The sequence below is a fragment of the Streptomyces puniciscabiei genome (assembly GCF_006715785.1).
Taxonomy (GTDB): Bacteria; Actinomycetota; Actinomycetes; order Streptomycetales; family Streptomycetaceae; genus Streptomyces; species Streptomyces puniciscabiei.
Window position 1 is genome coordinate 93098 of the sequence record NZ_VFNX01000001.1, and the last position, 17764, is coordinate 110861.

At 70.6% G+C, this 17764-nt stretch carries 12 protein-coding genes and 1 pseudogene; 9 read left to right on the forward strand and 4 right to left on the reverse strand.

The genetic code is table 11. From position 1 onward, the window contains the following. Positions 1 to 1031 precede the first annotated feature (1031 nt). The gene (locus FB563_RS00390; RefSeq protein WP_055707657.1) at positions 1032 to 2045 is read right to left on the reverse strand and encodes a LacI family DNA-binding transcriptional regulator; all 1014 of its coding nucleotides are present in this window, start codon (positions 2043 to 2045) and stop codon (positions 1032 to 1034) included. A gap of 314 nt (positions 2046 to 2359) precedes the next feature. On the opposite strand from FB563_RS00390, the gene FB563_RS00395 reads away from it, so the two are divergent. Both FB563_RS00395 and FB563_RS00400 read left to right on the forward strand, forming a co-directional pair. Then, positions 2360 to 3325, forward strand: a complete 966-nt coding sequence (locus tag FB563_RS00395) for a glycoside hydrolase family 6 protein (protein WP_055707658.1) — start codon at positions 2360 to 2362, stop codon at positions 3323 to 3325. Positions 3326 to 3488: 163 nt separating this feature from the next. Further along, on the forward strand, positions 3489 to 4715 hold the full coding sequence (locus FB563_RS00400; protein WP_055707659.1) for a glycoside hydrolase family 6 protein: 1227 nt from the start codon (positions 3489 to 3491) through the stop codon (positions 4713 to 4715). Positions 4716 to 5015: 300 nt separating this feature from the next. On the opposite strand, the gene FB563_RS00405 is transcribed toward FB563_RS00400, so the two are convergent. Next, the gene (locus FB563_RS00405) at positions 5016 to 5921 is read right to left on the reverse strand and encodes a LysR family transcriptional regulator (protein ID WP_055707660.1); all 906 of its coding nucleotides are present in this window, start codon (positions 5919 to 5921) and stop codon (positions 5016 to 5018) included. A 146-nt stretch (positions 5922 to 6067) separates the two neighbouring features. Between FB563_RS00405 and FB563_RS00410 the strand changes: the two genes are divergently transcribed. Together FB563_RS00410 and dctA are read left to right on the forward strand one after the other, a co-directional pair. Beyond that, positions 6068 to 7186, forward strand: a complete 1119-nt coding sequence (locus tag FB563_RS00410; RefSeq protein WP_055707661.1) for a PrpF domain-containing protein — start codon at positions 6068 to 6070, stop codon at positions 7184 to 7186. Next, the gene (gene dctA / locus FB563_RS00415; protein WP_055707662.1) at positions 7183 to 8598 is read left to right on the forward strand and encodes a C4-dicarboxylate transporter DctA; all 1416 of its coding nucleotides are present in this window, start codon (positions 7183 to 7185) and stop codon (positions 8596 to 8598) included. The genes FB563_RS00410 and dctA overlap by 4 nt, the downstream gene beginning before the upstream one ends. Positions 8599 to 9206: 608 nt before the next feature. Here dctA and FB563_RS00425 read toward each other — a convergent pair. Next, positions 9207 to 10700, reverse strand: coding sequence for an RICIN domain-containing protein (locus tag FB563_RS00425; RefSeq protein WP_055707663.1), 1494 nt, complete (start codon positions 10698 to 10700; stop codon positions 9207 to 9209). A gap of 345 nt (positions 10701 to 11045) precedes the next feature. Here FB563_RS00425 and FB563_RS43700 point away from each other — a divergent pair. Both FB563_RS43700 and FB563_RS43705 read left to right on the forward strand, forming a co-directional pair. After that, positions 11046 to 11843 (forward strand): annotated as a pseudogene (locus FB563_RS43700) (glycoside hydrolase family 97 N-terminal domain-containing protein); the annotation flags it as partial. A 113-nt stretch (positions 11844 to 11956) separates the two neighbouring features. Then, entirely contained in the window at positions 11957 to 12937 is a 981-nt protein-coding gene (locus tag FB563_RS43705; protein WP_234357837.1) for a glycoside hydrolase family 97 catalytic domain-containing protein, read from the forward strand. 236 nt (positions 12938 to 13173) lie between these two features. On the opposite strand, the gene FB563_RS00435 is transcribed toward FB563_RS43705, so the two are convergent. Then, entirely contained in the window at positions 13174 to 14952 is a 1779-nt protein-coding gene (locus tag FB563_RS00435; RefSeq protein ID WP_234357838.1) for an LPXTG cell wall anchor domain-containing protein, read from the reverse strand. A 243-nt stretch (positions 14953 to 15195) separates the two neighbouring features. Between FB563_RS00435 and FB563_RS00440 the strand changes: the two genes are divergently transcribed. From FB563_RS00440 to FB563_RS00450, 3 genes are all read left to right on the forward strand, one after another. Continuing rightward, positions 15196 to 16164, forward strand: a complete 969-nt coding sequence (locus FB563_RS00440) for an expansin EXLX1 family cellulose-binding protein (protein ID WP_055707664.1) — start codon at positions 15196 to 15198, stop codon at positions 16162 to 16164. A 145-nt stretch (positions 16165 to 16309) separates the two neighbouring features. Next, positions 16310 to 16840, forward strand: coding sequence for a SigE family RNA polymerase sigma factor (locus FB563_RS00445; protein ID WP_055707665.1), 531 nt, complete (start codon positions 16310 to 16312; stop codon positions 16838 to 16840). Next, complete coding sequence (locus tag FB563_RS00450; RefSeq protein ID WP_055707666.1) at positions 16837 to 17622, forward strand: hypothetical protein; 786 nt, start codon at positions 16837 to 16839, stop codon at positions 17620 to 17622. Before FB563_RS00445 ends, FB563_RS00450 begins: the two co-directional genes overlap by 4 nt. Positions 17623 to 17764 lie beyond the last annotated feature (142 nt).

Below are 17764 nucleotides of genomic sequence, written 5' to 3' on the forward strand. Positions count from 1 at the left end.
CAGGCAGCAGGCAGCTTCCCTTGCCGCAGCGCCTTGGCGCCGTCTTGCCTCACGGCACGCCATTGACCTCGCACGCGGTCGGTCGGTAACCCTTTGTCGAAGCGCTTGCCTGAACCAATTCGTCTAATTTGTTCGGCACTTGCATGGGACGCGGAACGCGCGGCGGTTCCGGCAGTCCCGCCGCCGCGGCCCCGCGGAGGCCGGCCCTCGCGCGTCCTTCGTCCGTCCGGCACCATCCGTGACGAGCCCTCGGGGTGGCTGCACCGCCGCACGCGCGGCTCAGCACCGTGGACCCACAGGGGCAACCGCAGCCGGCAGACGGGTACCGCGGCACCTGGCCCGTTGAGGAGCTGCATGAACATCGGGGAAATCGCTCGCCGCGCGGGAGTGTCGCAGTCCGGCGCCCCCGCCTGCCGACGGCACACCCTCCGAGCGGGGGTCGCTGCCGCCGGCGTCCGGGCGTCCGGCAGCGCAGCGGTCGAGTGCCGGGCGCCGGACCGAGCTGTCGGCCGAGCTGTCGGCCGAGCTGTCGGCCGATGTGTCCGGCTGGCGCGTCACGGCACACCGCACCCGCACCCGCGCGGTCACCCTCACCTCGCACATCACCCTGGCGTGCCGACGCGGCGCCGTCCGGGATGTCCCGGCCGCCCATGAAACGCTTCCAGCGCGCACGCTGCGCCGCAGGCCGACCGCGTGCGGTACGACGTGGTCGACGGTGTGAGCCGCGAACGCGTCGACCGGCTGCCGTGCCGGCCTGGTTGACACCGCGGGAGATCGCCCGGCAGGCGAGGACGCCGGCGCGGACTCGGCCGTTCTCCACGACCGAAGTGGAGTTCACGCCGCCGTGGTTGACGGTGACCTTGCCGTGCTGCCGTCGCTGCCGAGCAGGAGCTTGGTGTTCCCGGCGGTGTTGTCCTTGGTGGCCAGGCCGTCGACCGGCCGGGGCGTGGTCGCGCCTCGCAGCGGGCTGCGTGCCCCTCCGCGCTCCGCCGGCAGGGACTGAGCCCCCAGCAGTCAGAAGGAGACCGCCATCAGGCGCTGGAGCGGGTGACCAGACGGGTGGGCAGGATCAGCGGGGTGGGGTCCTGCCCGTTGATGAGTGTGACGAGCATACGTGCCATCTCCCGTCCGAGAGCCGTTATGGGCTGATGGACGGTGGTGAGCGGTGGATCGGCGATCCGGGCGACGGTCAGATCGTCGAAGCCTACAACTGCGACGTCGGCGGGGACCGGCCGGCCGGCCTGGCGCAAGGTGCGCAGTACTCCCGCCGCCATGTTGTCGTTGGCGGCGAACACCCCGTTGACCTCAGGGCGGTTCGCCAGCAGTGCGGCCATGGCGGCGGCTCCGCCGGGCTCGGTGAAGTCCCCCTCCCACGGCGGGTACGGCTCCAGGCCGGCTGCCAGCATGGCGTCCCGGTAGCCGCGGTACCGGGCGCGCCCGACCTCGGTGTCCAGCCGCCCGCAGATCGTGGCCACACGGCTCCGGCCACGGATGAGCAGGTACTCGGTGGCCTCGCGCGCTCCACCGGCGTTGTCGACGTCCACGTACCGCCGGGGAGCCGAACCGACCGGGCGTCCGCCGAACACGACGGGCATCTTCGCCTCCTCGGCCGTACGGACCAGCGGATCTCCCTCGCGCAGCGCCATCAGCATGACGCCGTCGGCACCCCTGGACCGAAGGAGTTCCTCCACCCGCTTGCGCCCCCGGTCGGAGGCGGCCAGGCACAGCATCAGATGCAGGTCGGCCTCCTCCAGAGCGGCCGACGCCCCCACGATCACCTGGGCGAAGAACGGGTCCGCGAAGATCGACGGATCCTCTCCCGCGACGATCAGGGCGGCCGCTCCCGTCTGGCGGGTGGCCAGCGCGCGTGCGGCCGGATTGGGCACGTAACCGAGCTGCCGGACGGCCCGTTCGACCGCCTCCCGCTTGGCGCGGCTGACGTGCGGGGCGTCGTTGAGGACGCGGGAGGCCACCGAGCGCGAGACGCCGGCGCGTTCGGCCACCTCGTCGAGCGTCGGCTGCCGACGTGACACATCCTCAGCCATGAATTCCGAGCCTTTCCCTTCCGGCTTCGCCGAAAGCGTCCCGCCCCGGCCCGGTGCATCTGGAAGCGCTTCCAGTTTCAGACTGTAGAGCCTTGCTCGGGTCCTGTGAAGTGCGGGTTGCGCAGCGACACTTGACAGCTCCACCAGGGCGCCACACGATACCGGCCACACCCCAAACGTTCCCAGCGCTACAGGGAGCGCTTCCAATGGGAGCGCTCCCACCCCCTACGCCGTACCACCGCACTTCCTCAGCGCGTCGCACGCTCGGGACGAGAACGTGCGGCGCATCCCTGCCAGGAAACCGAGGTACAGTCATGCGCCGCAGACTCCGCGCTCTCGTGGCAGCGTTCGTCGCCCTGCCGATGGCGCTCGCCGCCGCACCGTCCGCCCACGCCGCCGACCCGACCGCCATGACCAACGGGTTCTACGTGGACCCCGACTCCAGCGCGAAGCGGTGGGTGGCCGCGAATCCCGGGGACGGCCGGGCGCCGGCGATCAACTCCGCGATCGCCAACACCCCGATGGCCCACTGGTTCGGCTCCTGGAGCGGCACCATCGGCACCGCCACGGGCGCGTACGTCGGCGCGGCAGACTACCAGCACAAGCTGCCCATCCTCGTCGCGTACAACATCTACAACCGCGACTACTGCGGCGGACACTCCGCCGGCGGGGCCGCCTCACCCTCCGCCTACGCGAACTGGATCGCCCAGTTCGCCGGCGGTATCGCAGGCCGCCCGGCCGTCGTCCTCCTCGAACCGGACTCCCTCGCGGACTACGGCTGCATGACCCAGGCTCAGATCACCGAACGCGAGGGCATGATCACCGGCGCCCTCACGCAGTTCAACCGCCAGGCACCCAACACCTGGGTCTATCTGGACGCCGGCAACCCGGGCTGGGCGAGCCCGGCGACCATGGCCCAGCGCCTGAACGAAGCCGGCCTGCGACAGGCACACGGCTTCTCGCTCAACATCTCGAACTACTACACCACGGCCGAGAACATCGCGTACGGCAACGCCGTCAACAGCGCACTCAGCGCCCGCTACGGCTACACCAAGCCGTTCGTCGTGGACACCAGCCGCAACGGCAACGGCTCCAACGGCCAGTGGTGCAACCCCTCGGGCCGCCGCATCGGCACCCCCACCCAGACGGGCGGAGGCGCCGAGATGCTGCTGTGGATCAAGACCCCGGGCGAGTCCGACGGCAACTGCGGCGTCGGAGCCGGCTCCTCGGCCGGACAGTTCCTCCCCGAGGTCGCCTACAAGATGATCTACGGCTACTGATCCGGGACCCCGTGGCCTGCCACATCCCTGTCTCGCCGCCGGGCCACGGGCACCGTCCGCCGCAGCCCGCCGGGTCCACCGCTCACCGCCTTCCGCACAGGCGGTCGACAGCCTGCCCCGGCTCCAGACGCTCCCCCACTCCATCCACCGCACAGGAGCAGCCATGAACCCACGCAGCCCACGGCGCCGCGCAGCCGCCGTCATCGCGACGCTCACCGCCTGCGCCGCCCTCACCGCGACGCAGGCGCAGGCCACACCCGCGCAGGACGTGATCACCCCGACCACGAAGTTCTACGTCGACCCGCACGACAACGCCGCGAACATGGCCAGACTCGCAAGCTGGCCGCAGGCCGAATGGTTCACCGAGGGCACGCCCGAAGAGGTGCGCCTCAAGGTGAACAGGCTCGTCCGCCGAGCCCGCGCCGTCGACCGGACCCCCGTCCTGGTCGCTTACGACATACCCGGCCGGGACTGCTCGCAGTACTCCAGTGGCGGGGCCGCGTCCTCCGCCGCCTACCGCCAGTGGATCGACGCCTTCGCCGCAGGCATCGGCGAGGACAAAGCGGTGGTCGTGGTCGAACCCGACGGCCTGGCCAACCTTCCCAAGGACTGCGGGCCCACCACCGACCCGACCGGCGAACTCACGGCCGCCCGCATCGCCGACCTCGCATACGCCGTGAAGACCCTGAAGGCCCGGCCCCGCACCGCGGTCTACCTGGACGCCGGCAACGTACAGTGGCGCGCCGTGGGCGACATCGCCCAGCGACTGCAGGACGCCGGGGTCCAGTACGGCGACGGCTTCGCCCTGAACGTGTCCAACAACCACCCCACCGACCACAACGCCAGATACGGCACCTGGATCGCCAAGTGCATCTGGTTCGCCACCAAGGGCCCCGAGGAGGCACGGGGCCACACCGACTGGTGCGCCAGCCAGTACTACTCGTCCGCCGCCCCCAACGACGGCGCCCCCGGCGACGCCGTCTCCCCCACGGACCCCACCACCTGGCGGTGGACCGACGCCTGGTTCGACCAGAACGCAGGCACCCCGGTGGCCGACCAACTGCACCACTTCGTGATCGACACCAGCCGCAACGGCCGGGGCGCCTGGACCCCACCGCCGGGCAAGTACAGCGGGGACCCGGAGACCTGGTGCAACGCACCCGGCCGCGGTCTCGGCCCACGCCCCACGGCCGACACCGGCGTCCCGCTCGTCGACGCGTACCTGTGGATCAAGACCCCCGGTGAATCCGACGGCAGCTGCACCCGCAACACCGGCGGCACGATCGACCCCGAATACGGCATCGTCGACCCGCCCGCCGGCGCCTGGTGGCCCGACCAGGCCCACGCACTGGCCCGCAACGCGGTACCGCGTCTGACGTTCAACCGCTGACGGCGATCGCGGCTCCGACCAGCCGCCTTTCGAAGGACTGAAGTATCTGTTCAAGATCCGTCGTCGAACGACGTCGCATCCGTCCCGAGACTGATTCCGGCCGTCTCGAACATGTCCGACACACTGAGGGAACCTGCGCGCCGCGCACTCGGCCAAGGCGCTGCCCCGGATCCGCTGGCCGGACGCGCCCCCGCCAGGTTGCTTGCCGCCGCCCGTTGCGCAGGTCCGACGCCGAAGTGCGGGGCTTGGATTGTCGGCGGTGAGCGCGACGGTTCCATGACCGGTGGGCGTGGTTCGGTGTCAGAGGGTTCGGGCCGCGGCGGCGTCGCGGAGGAGTCCGGCGAAGGTCAGGGCGGCGGGGGTGAGCGAGTGGTCGGCCATGCGCACCAGGAGGATGCGGCGGACGGGGGCCGGCGGCTGGAGGGGCAGGACGTCGACGCCGGGCCGGATGCCCTCCAGGGCAAGGGTGGGGGCGAGGGCGACGCCGATACCGGCGGCGACCATGGCCTGGGCTTCCTGGTAGTCGTGGGCCTCGTAGGCGATGTGGGGCTCGAAGCCGACGGCGCGGCAGCTGCGGACGAGGGCTTCGGCCACCGGGTGACGGTCGGCGCGGGTGATCCAGGGATCGTCCGCGAAGTCGGCGAGTGAGGCGGCGTCGCGGCCGGCGAGTGGATGGTGGTCGCTGACGAGAAGGGCCGGCGGGTCGTCGAGGAGGGGGGTGACGACGATGTCCTCCCGGTCGATGCGGCTCCAGTCGTAGTCCCACATCAGCGACATCTCGATCTCCCGGTTCTCCAGCATCGTCCAGAGTCCGGCGATGCGGGCGCTGCGGACGGTCAGCCGTACGCCGGGGTGGGCGTCCCGGAAGGCGATCACGGCCTGTGGGAGGAGCGATGCGCCGACGGTGGGGAAGGTGCCGATGCGCAGGGTGCCCGCCCGCAGACCGGCGTGGTCGGCGAGTTCGTTCTCCGCGGCCTGCAGTTCGCGTTCGATCCGCTGCCCTCGTTCTGCCAGCGCCCGTCCGGCGTCGGTGAGGGTGACGCCCCGGGCGTGGCGTTCCAGCAGGGGCTGTCCTGCCTCCGTTTCCAGGCGGCTGATCTGCTGCGATACCGCTGACGGCGTGTAGTTGAGGGCGCGGGCTGTGGCGGTCACCGAGCCGCGCCGGGCGACCTCCGTGAACAGCAGGATGCGCCGGACGTCGAGCATGCCACCACCTCCAGCGTTCACTTCACCTTAATGGCCATGCAGATTTCCGAGATTGTACTTCACGCTGCCGTAACCCACCGTGGAGGACACCACGCACGGCGAGACCGTCGGTGGACTTCCCCTTCCATGGCTGTGAGGAGTCGGTTGTGCTGCGTCTGCAGGGCGAGATGATCCGCGGAGGAACCAGCAAGTGCTGGATCTTCGACCACCGCGACGTGGCCGCCACGGGCGTGGACGTCGATGCCCTCCTGCTCGCCGCCTTCAACGCCGCCGACCCCCGCCAGATCGACGGCGTGGGCGGCGCCTCCTCCACCACCTCCAAGGCCGCCGTCGTACAGGCGTCGACCCAGGCCGCCGTGGATGTCGAGTACGCCTTCGCACAGGTCGGCATCGGCGACGAGCGCGTGGAATGGGCCAGCAACTGCGGCAACTGCGCCACCGCCGTGGCCCTGTACGCCGTCCACCACGATCTCGTGCCGATCACGTCGGACACCACCACCGTCCGCATGCTCAACGTCAACACCGGGGCACGCCTCACCGGCACGATCCCCACCCCCGCGGGCGTGGCCCCGGAGGAGGGCACGGCCGTGGTCCCGGGTACCTCGGCACGGGGCGTGCCGGTCCTGCTCGGGTTTCTGGACCCGGCGGGCTCGACGGCCGGACGCGCTCTGCCGACCGGCCGGACGCTGGACGAGCTGACCGGCCCGGGCGGTCCCGTCGAGGCATCCCTGGTGGACGCCGGCGCGCCGGCCGCGCTGTTCGAGGCCAAGGCGTTCGGCCTCGACGGCACGGAATCCCTCACCGCGTTCGCCACCGCAGTGCCCGCGCTGACCCTGTTGCGCCGCCAGGCAGCGCTGGCCATGGGCCTGGCCCGCGAGGGCGATCCGGTCAGCCACGCGGTGCCGAAGGTGGGCATCGTCGCCCGGCCCGCCCCCTATCACACCACACAGGGCATCCTCGTCAACCAGGACGAGTACGACCTGGCCGTGCGCATGGTCTCCATGCACGCCCCGCACCCGGCGATCGGCCTGACCTCCGCCGTGGCCCTGGCCACGGCCGCCGCCACCCCTGGCACCCTCGCCCACCGCGTCGCCCGGCAGACCGCCGACGGCACGCTGCGGCTGGGCACCCCCGCCGGCGTGGTCACCACGCAAGCCGTCCCCGCACCGGACGGCGCGTCCCCCACGGTGCTGCTGCACCGCGCCGCCCGGCGTATCGCCCGAGCCGAACTCCTCGTTCCCGTCCTGGAAGGACGCCCCGCATGAGCCGCAACGACGCCGCCCCGGGTACCGTCACCCCACCACCGGGCCGCATCCGCCGGATGCTGTCCCACCTGTACGTCCAGTGCCTGATCGCCGTCCTCCTCGGCGCCACCGTGGGCGGGCTGTGGCCGTCCGTCGGCGCCGACCTCAAGCCGCTCGGCGACGGCTTCATCGCGCTGGTGAAGATGTTCGTCGCGCCGATCATCTTCTGCACGGTCGTCCACGGCATCGCCTCCATGGGCAACGCCCGCGCGGTCGGCCGCGTGAGCCTGAAGGCCCTGGTCTACTTCGAGGTGCTGACCACCGTGGCCATGGTGATCGGCCTGGTCGTCGTCAACGTGGTCGAGCCGGGCAGCGGTCTGCACATCGACCTCTCGACCCTGTCCGCCAAGAGCCTGCCGCCGGAGGCGACCACGGCCCACGAGGGCTTCGCCGCCTTCCTCCTCGCCATCATCCCGGCCACCCTGGTCAGCGCCCTGACCGGCAACGAGATCCTGCCGGTGCTGCTGGTGTCGGTGCTGTTCGGCTTCGGCCTGCACGCCGGCGGGGCGGCCGGGCTGGGCATCGCCCGGGGCGTCGAGAAGTTCTCCACGGTCCTGTTCACACTCATCCGCTGGATCATGCGGCTGGCCCCCATCGGCGCGTTCGGCTCGATGGCCTTCACCATCGGCCACTACGGCCTGGGCACCCTGCGCCACCTGGCGCTGCTGGTCGGCTCGTTCTGGCTGACCGCCCTCTTCTTCGTCCTGGTCGTCCTCGGGACCGTGATGCGCCTGAACGGACTGCGGCTGCTGCCCTTCCTGCGCTACATCAAGGAAGAGTTGCTGATCGTCCTCGGCACCTCCTCCACCGAGCCCGTCCTGCCGCGCATGATGGCCAAGCTCCAGCACGCGGGCGCCTCGAAACCGGTCGTCGGCATCACGCTGCCCGCCGGGTACTCGTTCAACCTCGACGGCACCGCCATCTACCTGACCATGGGCTCGGTCTTCCTCGCCCAGGCCCTCGGCATCCACCTCAGTCTCACCCAGCAGCTGGCCATGCTCGCCGTCATGCTGCTCACCTCCAAGGGCGCGGCGGGCGTCACCGGCTCCGGCTTCATCGCCCTGGCCGCCACCCTCAGCGCCGTCCCCCACGTCCCGGTCGCCGCCCTCGCGCTGATCTTCGGCGTCGACCGGTTCATGTCCGAAGCCCGCGCCCTGACCAGCCTGGTCGGCAACGGCGTCGCCACCCTGGCCGTCGCCCGCTGGGAGGGCGAGCTCGACGAGGACCGCGCCAAGGCCGTCCTGCGCGGCGAGATCCCCTACGCCCCTGCTCCCGCTCCCTCCGCGGTGCCGGCCGAGCCCGACCCGAAGCAGACGCCCGCACCCGAGGCGATGCCCGAACCGACTCGCGACCCGGTCCCCGCCGCAAGCTGACATCGCGTGGGCGGGCCGGCCCGGAGCAGACGCTCCGGGCCGGCCCGCCCACGTCGCAACCGGACGTCGTACTCGCCGTCCTGGCTGATCGGGAACGTCTGGCCCTCCGGTACGCCCGGTCGTCCAACCGCTGATCAGGTCCGGCGACCGCATCCGAGCCGGAGACCCGGCAACCGGAAGCATCCTGCCTGCAGGCCCGCGGCACCTGGCTCGGCCACTGCAACGAACTCCACCTGGTATGGGGCATGTTGATCCGGCTGAAGGTCGAGCATCTGCCCCGGCGACCGCATCTGTTGCCGCCGCACCCCTCGGCTCATGGACAGCTCCAAGCGGTGTGTTGGCGCGCCCCGTCTACGGCGAGGTGGGCCGGGTGTGGGGAGTGGAGCACGAGCTGGGTGATCTCGCTGGGGGCGAGGACGCGGAACGGCGGGCCCCGGAAGCCTGGCCGGTGTGCCAGCAGCAGGACCGGGCAGGCAGGTCGGCGCGGGGCTCCGGTGAGGTGGGCGCGGTGGCGGCGGCGAAGTGGCACAGGTGCTGCTCGACGGTGACGACCTGGAACACCTGGCCGACGTGGCCGTTGATCCGCGTCAGTGGTCCTGGCGCACCTGTCAGGAAAGGCTCCACTGCTGGCTGGCCGCGCCGGTGCCCAGTTCCTGGTCCACGGCCGCTCCGCCGGTGGTCGAGGCGGTCGTGACACCGATGTCCAGGTCGCTGCCGACGCCGGCGAGCATGTAGGTGCTGCCGGTGTAGCTGCCGACGAGGTCGAGGAACCATTCTTGGTTGGTCCCGCCGTTGCAGGCCCACTGCTGCAGTTGCAGGCCGGTGGCGGCCGACTGGTTCGGCACGTCCAGGCAAAGGCCGCTCTTCACGCTCTTGAGTGTGAAGATGTTGTCCCCCACCCGCGTGAGCGTCCACTGCTGGTTGGTACCACCGGTGGACGGCCACTGGATGATCTTGGCGCCCTTGGCCGTGGAGCCGCTCGACACGTCCATCAGCATGGAGCTGTTGACATCCTTCAGGGTGTGGACGCCCTCGGCGGGGATCCCGCTGTCGGCCGTCCAGGTTCCCGCTGCGGTGTCGAGTGACCAGGTGGGGTACTGGCCGAGGTTCACCGACGTTCCCCTGATGGTCAGGGGCAGCCATATCAGTTTCGACGCGCCGAGGTCGGAGGTGTTCCAGCGGTCGCCGGCGTAGATGTAGGTGGTGCCGGAGGAGCCCTGGACGGTGATGACGTTCGCCGTCTGGCTGCCGTAGGTGTGGGTGCCGGGTGCGGCCAGGTCACGGAACGACGACCAGGGGCCGCCCAGTGACGTGGCGGTGGCGTAGATGTTGTCGTTGAGGCCCCAGCCCGTCAGGTGCGAGCCGAAGACGTAGTAGGTGCCGTCGGCCTTGACCATGGCGGGCGCCTCGACGCTGCCGCTGCTGCCGCTGCTGCCGAGCACCGCCACAGCGCTGTCCACGGACAGGTAGTCGGCGGACAGCTTGTCGATGCGCAGGCCGTTGTTGCGGTCCTCGCTCAGCAGATAGGCGGTGCCGTCGGTGTCCTGGAACAGGCCGAGGTCACGGCTGAGGTTGCCCAGCGGCCGGAAGCTTCCCCGGTAGGTGTAGGGGCCGCAGGGGGTGCTGCTGGTCGCCACACCGACCTTGGCCTCGGAGTAGTTGGTGCTGTCGATGTGCATGTACATCACGTAGGTGCCGGTCGAGGCGTTGTGGATGACCTTGGGTCGCTCCACGACGCGGCTCGGCCCCAGGTCGCCGCTGCTCTGCCTGGCCAGGGCGACGCCCCGGTAGGTCCAGTTGGCCAGGTCGGTCGAGGTGTAGCAGGGGATGTCCTGGAACGACGTGTCCGACGACGTCTCGCCGGTCTTGTCCTCCCCGAAGCCGTACCAGGTGCTGCCCACCTTGATGATGCCGAGGCCGTGCAGCTGAAGCGCGTTCCCGTTCTGGTCCGTGCGTGCGGCACCCGTGGTGAACGACACCGGGGCCGCGTGCGCCTCGGTCGCCGGGAGCAGGAGCGCCGCAAGGCCTCCCAGCAGGGTCAGTGACGCGGCGGCTCTGCGCCACCATCGGCCGGCGGGCGTCCGGGCGACTCCCTTGAACATGTGCGTCCCTCTCTGTCGAGGTTGACGGTCCCTTGGTGTCGGCGGAGACCCATGAGAGTCGTGGCATGTTTGCGGCGTCAAGGACGGCGTTCGAATTTGTTTAAGCTTGACCGGCTCACGGGATACCCAGCCGGGCCCGCCAGGGCCGCAAGTCGCCCGCACTGTCCGGGATTTCGGACATGTAAGGGGTGGATATGAGGGGTTGACCTCTGGTTAGGGAGGGGCGTAGAAACGTCGCGACAGTCAGAATCTGTTACTTGCTGGTTGAGTTTGTTGGAAAACATATCCAGGCGAGGTGGAACGACTGTGCATGTGTCAGGGCCTCAGGCCCCCTCCCGCCGCAGGGTGCTCAAGGGCGCGGCTGTCGCCGCCGCAACGGCCGCGCTGGGCATCGGCAGCACATGTCCGGCCGAGGCCTCGGACGCCTCCGTCACCGCGACATCGCCCGACGGCACCACCAGCATCACCATGTCGCTGACGGGCGGCTCGCTCCAGTGGTCGGCCCGGCGCAAGGGCGCGGCAGTCGTGGCCGGTTCGGCCATGGGCCTGCGGCTGAGCGACGGAACCACCCTCGGCACCGACGCCGCTCTGACGAACTACCAGCACTGGCACGTCGACCGCACATGGAACCCGGTGTTCGGCCGCAACGCGACCGTCCTGGACGCCTACCAGGAGATGCGCTGGAACCTCCGGGACAACCGCACCTCCATCAACTTCGGTGTGCAGATACGCGCCTACGCGACCGGAGTCGCATTCCGTTATGTCCTGCTGGACCCGGGCACCGCCTCCATCGCCGGCGAACTGACGACGTTCGTCTTCCCGGACGGCACACTCGTCCACAGCGCGCGGGACGAGGACGACTACAACCCGGTCACGCCCGGCTCCATCCCGCCCACCGGAACCTCCTCCACGGACACCGGCCCCCTGACCGACCTCCCCCTCACCGCGACCTGCAGCGGCGGGCTCATCGCCTGCGTCTGCGAGTCGGCCCGCTTCAACTACCCGCGCATGATGCTCAGTTCGGTATCCGGACAGCCCAACACCCTCGCGGCGTACCTGATGCAGCACACCGCGCGCGGCTCGGGAACGGTCCAGACCACCTCCACCGTCAGTACGCCGTTCGCCACGCCCTGGCGCGCGGTGGTGATCGGCTCCACCCACGCCGAACTTGTCGACAGCGCTGAGCTGGTGCTCAACCTGGCCCCGGCCGGCGCTCTCGCCGACACGTCGTGGATCAGACCGGGCAAGGTCTTCCGGTGCAACCTGACCACCGCGGACGGGCTGGGGGCGTCGACTTCGCCGCCGCCCGCGGCCTGCAGTACATCGAGTACGACTCGGGGTGGTACGGCCCGGAACACACCTCGACCGACGCCACGCAGCCGATCTCCGCCATCGACCTGCCGAAGGTCATCTCCTACGCCACCGGCAAAGGGATCGGCGTCCTCCTCTACGTCAACCCCATGGCCCTGAGCAGCCCGGACAGCCTGTTCGCCCTCTACCAGAGATGGGGCGTCGCGGGCGTCAAGCTGGGCTTCATCAACGACGGCACACAGGCGATGACGAACCGGATCACCGCCTGGGTCAGGACAGCGGCCGAGCACAAGCTGCTGATCGACACACACGACGACGTACGGCCGTTCGGCTGCGAGCGGACCTACCCCAACTGGATCAGCCTGGAGGGCGTACGGGGCAACGAGCACTTCCCGACCGCCACGCACAACGTCACCCTGCCCTTCACCCGCAACATCGGCGGCCCGATGGACTACACCATCTGCTACGGCCAGTCCCGCGACCGGACGACCAACGCCCACCAGATGGCGATGGCCGCCGTGTACTACCAGCCCCTGGAGTTCCTGTACTGGTACGACGCCCCCTCGAAGTACTCCACCCCCTCCAACTGGCCAGGGCTGCCCTGGTTCGACGCCATACCCACCGTCTGGGACCAGAGCAGGACCCTCGCCGGTGCGATCGGCGAGTACATCGCGGTCGCCCGGCGCAGCGGCACCACCTGGTACCTGGGGGCGATGACCGACGAGACCGCCCGGACCCTGTCGATTCCGCTGTCCTTCCTCGGCAGCGGCACCTACACCGCGACGATCTACGCCGACGGAACACCGGGGAGCAGCCCGTACCGGACCCCCGTCGTCGTGAGCACACGGACCGTGACCTCGTCGACCACGCTGAGCGTCGCGATGGCACCCGCCGGCGGCCAGGCGGTCGTCCTGAGCCAAGGATGAGCGTCCGTGACCCGCGAACATGTCATGGATCCCGATCACGCTGGACTGCCGCTGCCGAGGCTACGGCGGCACAGCTCGACAGGACACTCCAGGACTACCGGCGGGAGATCCAGCGGCGGCCGTCGGCGTCATCGCGACTGCACATGTCGACGTCGTGCCCATGAAGACGGCCCGGGGCACACGCCACGCGTGGGTGGCGGTGCTGCCGGGCCGTCGGCCGCTGGGGCGGCGGGGGTTCACCTGCCGTGCGTAGCGCTGGTGCGGCGGTGGCGGAGCACCAGCACAGAGCCGGCGGCGAGGGCCAGCAGGCCACCGACGGCGCTGTAGGTGACAGCGTTGCTCATCCCGGTGGAAGCCAGGCCGCCGGCCGTGTTGCTCCGGTCCGGCCGGCCGACGGGTACACCGGCCGCCGTCGCCTGCGCTCGGGTGCCGATCGTGCCTGAGGCGGAGGCAACCGGGGCAGCAGCGGTCGGTGTGGGGGCGGGAGACGGGATGTCAGTGCGGGTGGCCGCCGACGAGGACTTCAGCCGGAGAGTCGTGATCGAGTACGGGGGCAGTGTCTGTGCGGTCGCTGTTCCCCGTGTCGCCGTGGTCAGGGCGGGGTCGCCCTTGGCGTACGAAACGGTTGTGACCGTTCCCGGGGCCGGGGTGTATCCGGCGTAGGAGAGCGACACCTGCGCCGCGTTCTGCGGGTTCTTGTTGATCAGCATGACGTTCAGGCCGCCGTTGCTGCTGCGCACCGCGTGCACGGCGACCGACGGGTTGGCCGAGGACGCCTTGACCATGGTGTCGCCGGGCTGGGCGAGTGCGGTCAGCGAGCGGATGCCCCAGTAGGTGGGGAAGGGCGTTTCGCGGGCCGGCTCGCATGTCCCGCCGACGCACCTCCCGCTCGAGAGCACGCCCTGGTCCAGGTATTCGGTCTCGCCGTTGACGGTGGTGGGTGCTGTGCCCATGCCGTTGTGCAGGTCCCACCAGTCGACGCTGACGGCGCCGTGTTCGAGCCAGCTCATGTAGGTGTCAGGCGCGAACAGGGCCGCGGCCTGGCTGGTGTTGACCGGAGACATGGAGCTGTCGGTCTCGGTGACCGCGATCTCGACCGAAGCGGCGTGCGCACCTGCATAGGTGTTGATCAGCGAGCGCACCGCAGAGGTGGTACCCGCGATCTTGGCGGGGGTGTTCAGCAGGTCGGCCGTGCCGGTGCCGCCCGGGTACCAGTGGATGATCACGAAGTCGATCGACTTGCCCACGACGGAGAGCACGGTGTGGTTCCAGTCGGCTTTGTCGCCGGGAGCCTTCACCGCGTCCGGCCAGTAGCCGGGGGTGTTGAGCACCGCTCCGATCTTCACCGTCGGGTCCACGGCCTTCATCGCCTTCGCGTAGGCGACCAGGTTCTTCGCATACGCCGTCGGGCTCTTGTCGGCGTGGTTGTCGACCTCCCATTTGCTGCCGTAGTACCCGTTGCCGGAGACCTCGTTGCCGATCTCCCAGTACTTCACGCCGTAGTGCTTGTCGACGTTGGCGTACCTGACCCAGTCGGCGGCCTCCTGCGGGGTGCCGGACCCGTAGTTGGCGGTGATGATCGGCTGGGCGCCGACCTTCTTCGCGGTGGCCATGAAGTGGTCGAAGTCGGTGCCCGGCGCGGCCCAGCTGCCGCCGGTCACGGTGTGGGTCTTCCAGTGGTAGGCGTCCGCGACCGAGCCGCCGGGGAAGCGCAGCTGCCGGATCCCGGCCGCCTTCATCAGCGACGCCGCCTTGGCGTCGTTCATGTGGGCGTCGTAGACGGCCGTGTTGAGGCCGACAGCCGTGCTGGGCACCGTGCCCAGGGAGGTACCGGCATCCACCGTGATGTCGACGGCCGGCGCGGCGCCCGCGCTGAGTGCCAGGGCACCGGCACCGGCGCCGGCCACGAGTGCGGCCACCGCACCCGCGACCATGCGGCGGCGTGTGCGGTTACGGCGGTGCGTACGGCCCCGGGGCATCGGCTGCTCGGTGGTTCTCGGGTCGTCAGGTGACACGTGTGGCTCCTGATCGGAGTGCGTGGATACGGGTGGCGTAGCGCCGCTGACTGCGATCGCCGTGGTTGGTGCACCCCTAGGTGGCCGCTCGGGAGGGAAAGGTTGCCGCCGTATCCGATGTTCTTCAGATCCCTTTCTTGCGGTGCACCGGTCGCCGGGAAATCAGCGTCGGGGCGGCAACCTTCTCGTCTCCTGCGGCGACTGGGAGTCGGAAGGCCGAGTCGAACTACCGGATGGACGGGCATGAGGGCAACGAAGCACGCCGCGCCGCAACCCTGGCGCAGGCGCGGACTGGTCACGGGCATTCCCTTGGGGCTACTGGTCGTCGGTGTGCTGGCGTGCCTGGCCCTGACCGTCCTCACCGGGAGCGGAACCAGGGCCGGGAGGGCAGCCGACGCGTCCGCCACAGGCGCACGAGCGGCCGCCCCGTCCGGTGCCGGGCCGGCGGCGGGCGGCGGTGCGGGTGCGGCGGTGCCGCCGACGCCCTCGGCCAGTCCGACGATCCCGGCCTCGGCCTCGGCCACGCCATCGCCTTCGGTCACTCCGACGGCCTCGGCCACCCGTACCGCGCCCGCGAGCGCCGGCGCGGCGGCCCTGGCCGGACGGATCAGACCGGCCGTCAGCTACCGGGGAGTCGCCACCGCCTACGCCGCTGGTGACGGCAGCGGCTCCTGCCTGTACGGGGCGTCCGACGACCTGATGGTCGCGGCCATGAACGTCACCGACTACGAGTCGGCCAAGGCGTGCGGGGCCTACGTGCTGGTCCGCGCGGCCGGCGGGGCCACCATCACGGTACGGATCGTCAACGAATGCCCGTCGCCCTGCGCGCCGGGACAACTCGACCTCAGCCGACAGGCGTTCGCCAAGCTCGCCGACCCGTCGGTGGGCCGGCTCCCGATCACCTGGTCGCTGCTGAGCCCGGACCTGCCGGGCACGATCACCATCCGGTACAAGACCGGGTCCACCAAGTGGTGGTGCGGGATCCAGGTGATCGGCCACCGGAACCCGGTGGCCGCGCTGGAGGTGCGGACCGCCGGCGGCTGGCGGCAGCTTCCCCGCACCGACTACAACTACTTTCTGTCCGCCGATGGCACCGGCTGTGGCGGGGCGCTCAGGATCACCGACATCTACGGGGAGCGGCTGACCGTCGACGGCATCGCCGTGCGGCCGGACGTCGCGCAGCCGACCGGCGTCCAGTTCGCCCGGCATTGACCAGCCCGCCGGCCGGCCTTCACCGGCCCACAACCGAGCACGACCGCCGTTCGGATCCCGGGCTGGGCACTGTTAGGCTGCACCCCCATTGTTGTTAAACGCGCAACCAACGCGCACGTCATTGCCAGGAGAGGGCGACCGGGGGATGGTCCTCGATGACGCGTCCGCGGAGTTCCACGAATTCTTCGAACGCCACTATGCCGAACTCGCCCGTCTAGCACACCTGCTGACCGGCGAGACCGACGCGGCGGACGACCTTGCGGCGGATGCCCTGGTCGCCCTGTGGCAGCGCTGGGACCGGTTGCGGCAGGCCGACCACCCGCTCGCCTACGCCCGCGGTGTGGTGGCCAACATGGCGCGCGGACGGATCCGCAGCGCGGTGCGCGAGCGACTCCGGATCACGCTGTTCTGGTCCCGCATCCCCGAGAAGGTGGAGGGGCCGGACATGGCGGCCGTGCTGGACGTCCGCGCGGCGCTCGCCCGGCTGCCGTTCCGCAAGCGCGCCTGCGTGGTGCTGCGGCACGCCTTCGACCTGTCGGAGAAGGACACGGCGGCGGCGCTGGGCATATCGGTCGGTACGGTGAAGAGCCAGACCTCGAAGGGAATGGCCGAGCTGGAAAGGATACTGGGCGCGCGAGCGGTCGGGGACCTGGTGGCAGGGAGGAGGAACCGGTGAACGAGGAGATCGCCCGTCGGCTGCGCGAGGCCGCCGAGGCCCACCGGCCCGACCGTGCGAGGATGCTGGCCCGGGTGCAACGCGGCATGGCCGGCCCCGCCGTCCGTCACCGCGCGCGGCCGTTCGCGAGGTCCGGTACCAGGGTCGCGCTCGCCGGGCTCGCCGCCACCGGCATCCTGGCGACCGGCGGCCTCGCCGTCGCCGCCATCGTCGCGCACTCGTCGCCGTCGGCCACCGTGACCACGCCTGCCACCCCGTCCCCGACCGTCAGCTCTCCGCACCCGACACCGGGCCGCCCCACCCCTGTCGCGCCGGCCCCGGCCACCACCCCGGGCAGCGCGCGCCCGACTCCGTCAGCCACCAGTCCCTCGCCGACCGCCGGCCAGAGCCAGAACGGGCCGCTGTGGTCGGCCGGCTCGGTGGACCCGCACAGCACCGTCTACTGGACGCAGAGCGACCTCGCCCTCAAGACGACCCGGCCGCTCACCTCGCTCACGGTCGAGATGCGGATCGTGCAGACCGGCGGGGTGAAGAACACCGGCACCTGGCAGACCCTGCCGAGTGCTGACTTCACCGTCACCGCCCAGGAGGCCGGCGGCACGCTGGTCTACCGCTGGGTCCTCAAGCCGGGCCTGACCGTGCCGGCCGGGAGCTATGAGTTTGCCGCCCAGTTCAACAACGGCACCGGCGTGCGCAGTGCCGCGGGCGACGGCTACCGCGTCGACGCGCAGGGTCCGGGCGGCTCCGCGTCGGTCCGGGGAGGGTTCGTCCCGACCCGGTGAACGCCGCTGTGCGGCAAGGGGACGAGTCCCCTTGCCGCACGCTCGATGGGAGAACAGTGACGGCAGCCGTGAAAATTCTTCTCTCGATCGCGGCAACCTTTGTGTGCGTGGCGGCAACTGGCGGGTAACCAGGGCCGGATCA

Excerpts from the sequence above, each read along its gene's own strand:
- FB563_RS00390 (WP_055707657.1), bottom strand. The coding sequence starts at position 2,045 with ATGGCTGAGGATGTGTCACGTCGGCAGCCGACGCTCGACGAGGTGGCC.
- FB563_RS00395 (WP_055707658.1), top strand. The coding sequence starts at position 2,360 with ATGCGCCGCAGACTCCGCGCTCTCGTGGCAGCGTTCGTCGCCCTGCCG.
- FB563_RS00400 (WP_055707659.1), top strand. The coding sequence starts at position 3,489 with ATGAACCCACGCAGCCCACGGCGCCGCGCAGCCGCCGTCATCGCGACG.
- FB563_RS00405 (WP_055707660.1), bottom strand. The coding sequence starts at position 5,921 with ATGCTCGACGTCCGGCGCATCCTGCTGTTCACGGAGGTCGCCCGGCGC.
- dctA (WP_055707662.1), top strand. The coding sequence starts at position 7,183 with ATGAGCCGCAACGACGCCGCCCCGGGTACCGTCACCCCACCACCGGGC.
- FB563_RS00425 (WP_055707663.1), bottom strand. The coding sequence starts at position 10,700 with ATGTTCAAGGGAGTCGCCCGGACGCCCGCCGGCCGATGGTGGCGCAGA.
- FB563_RS00440 (WP_055707664.1), top strand. The coding sequence starts at position 15,196 with ATGAGGGCAACGAAGCACGCCGCGCCGCAACCCTGGCGCAGGCGCGGA.
- FB563_RS00445 (WP_055707665.1), top strand. The coding sequence starts at position 16,310 with ATGGTCCTCGATGACGCGTCCGCGGAGTTCCACGAATTCTTCGAACGC.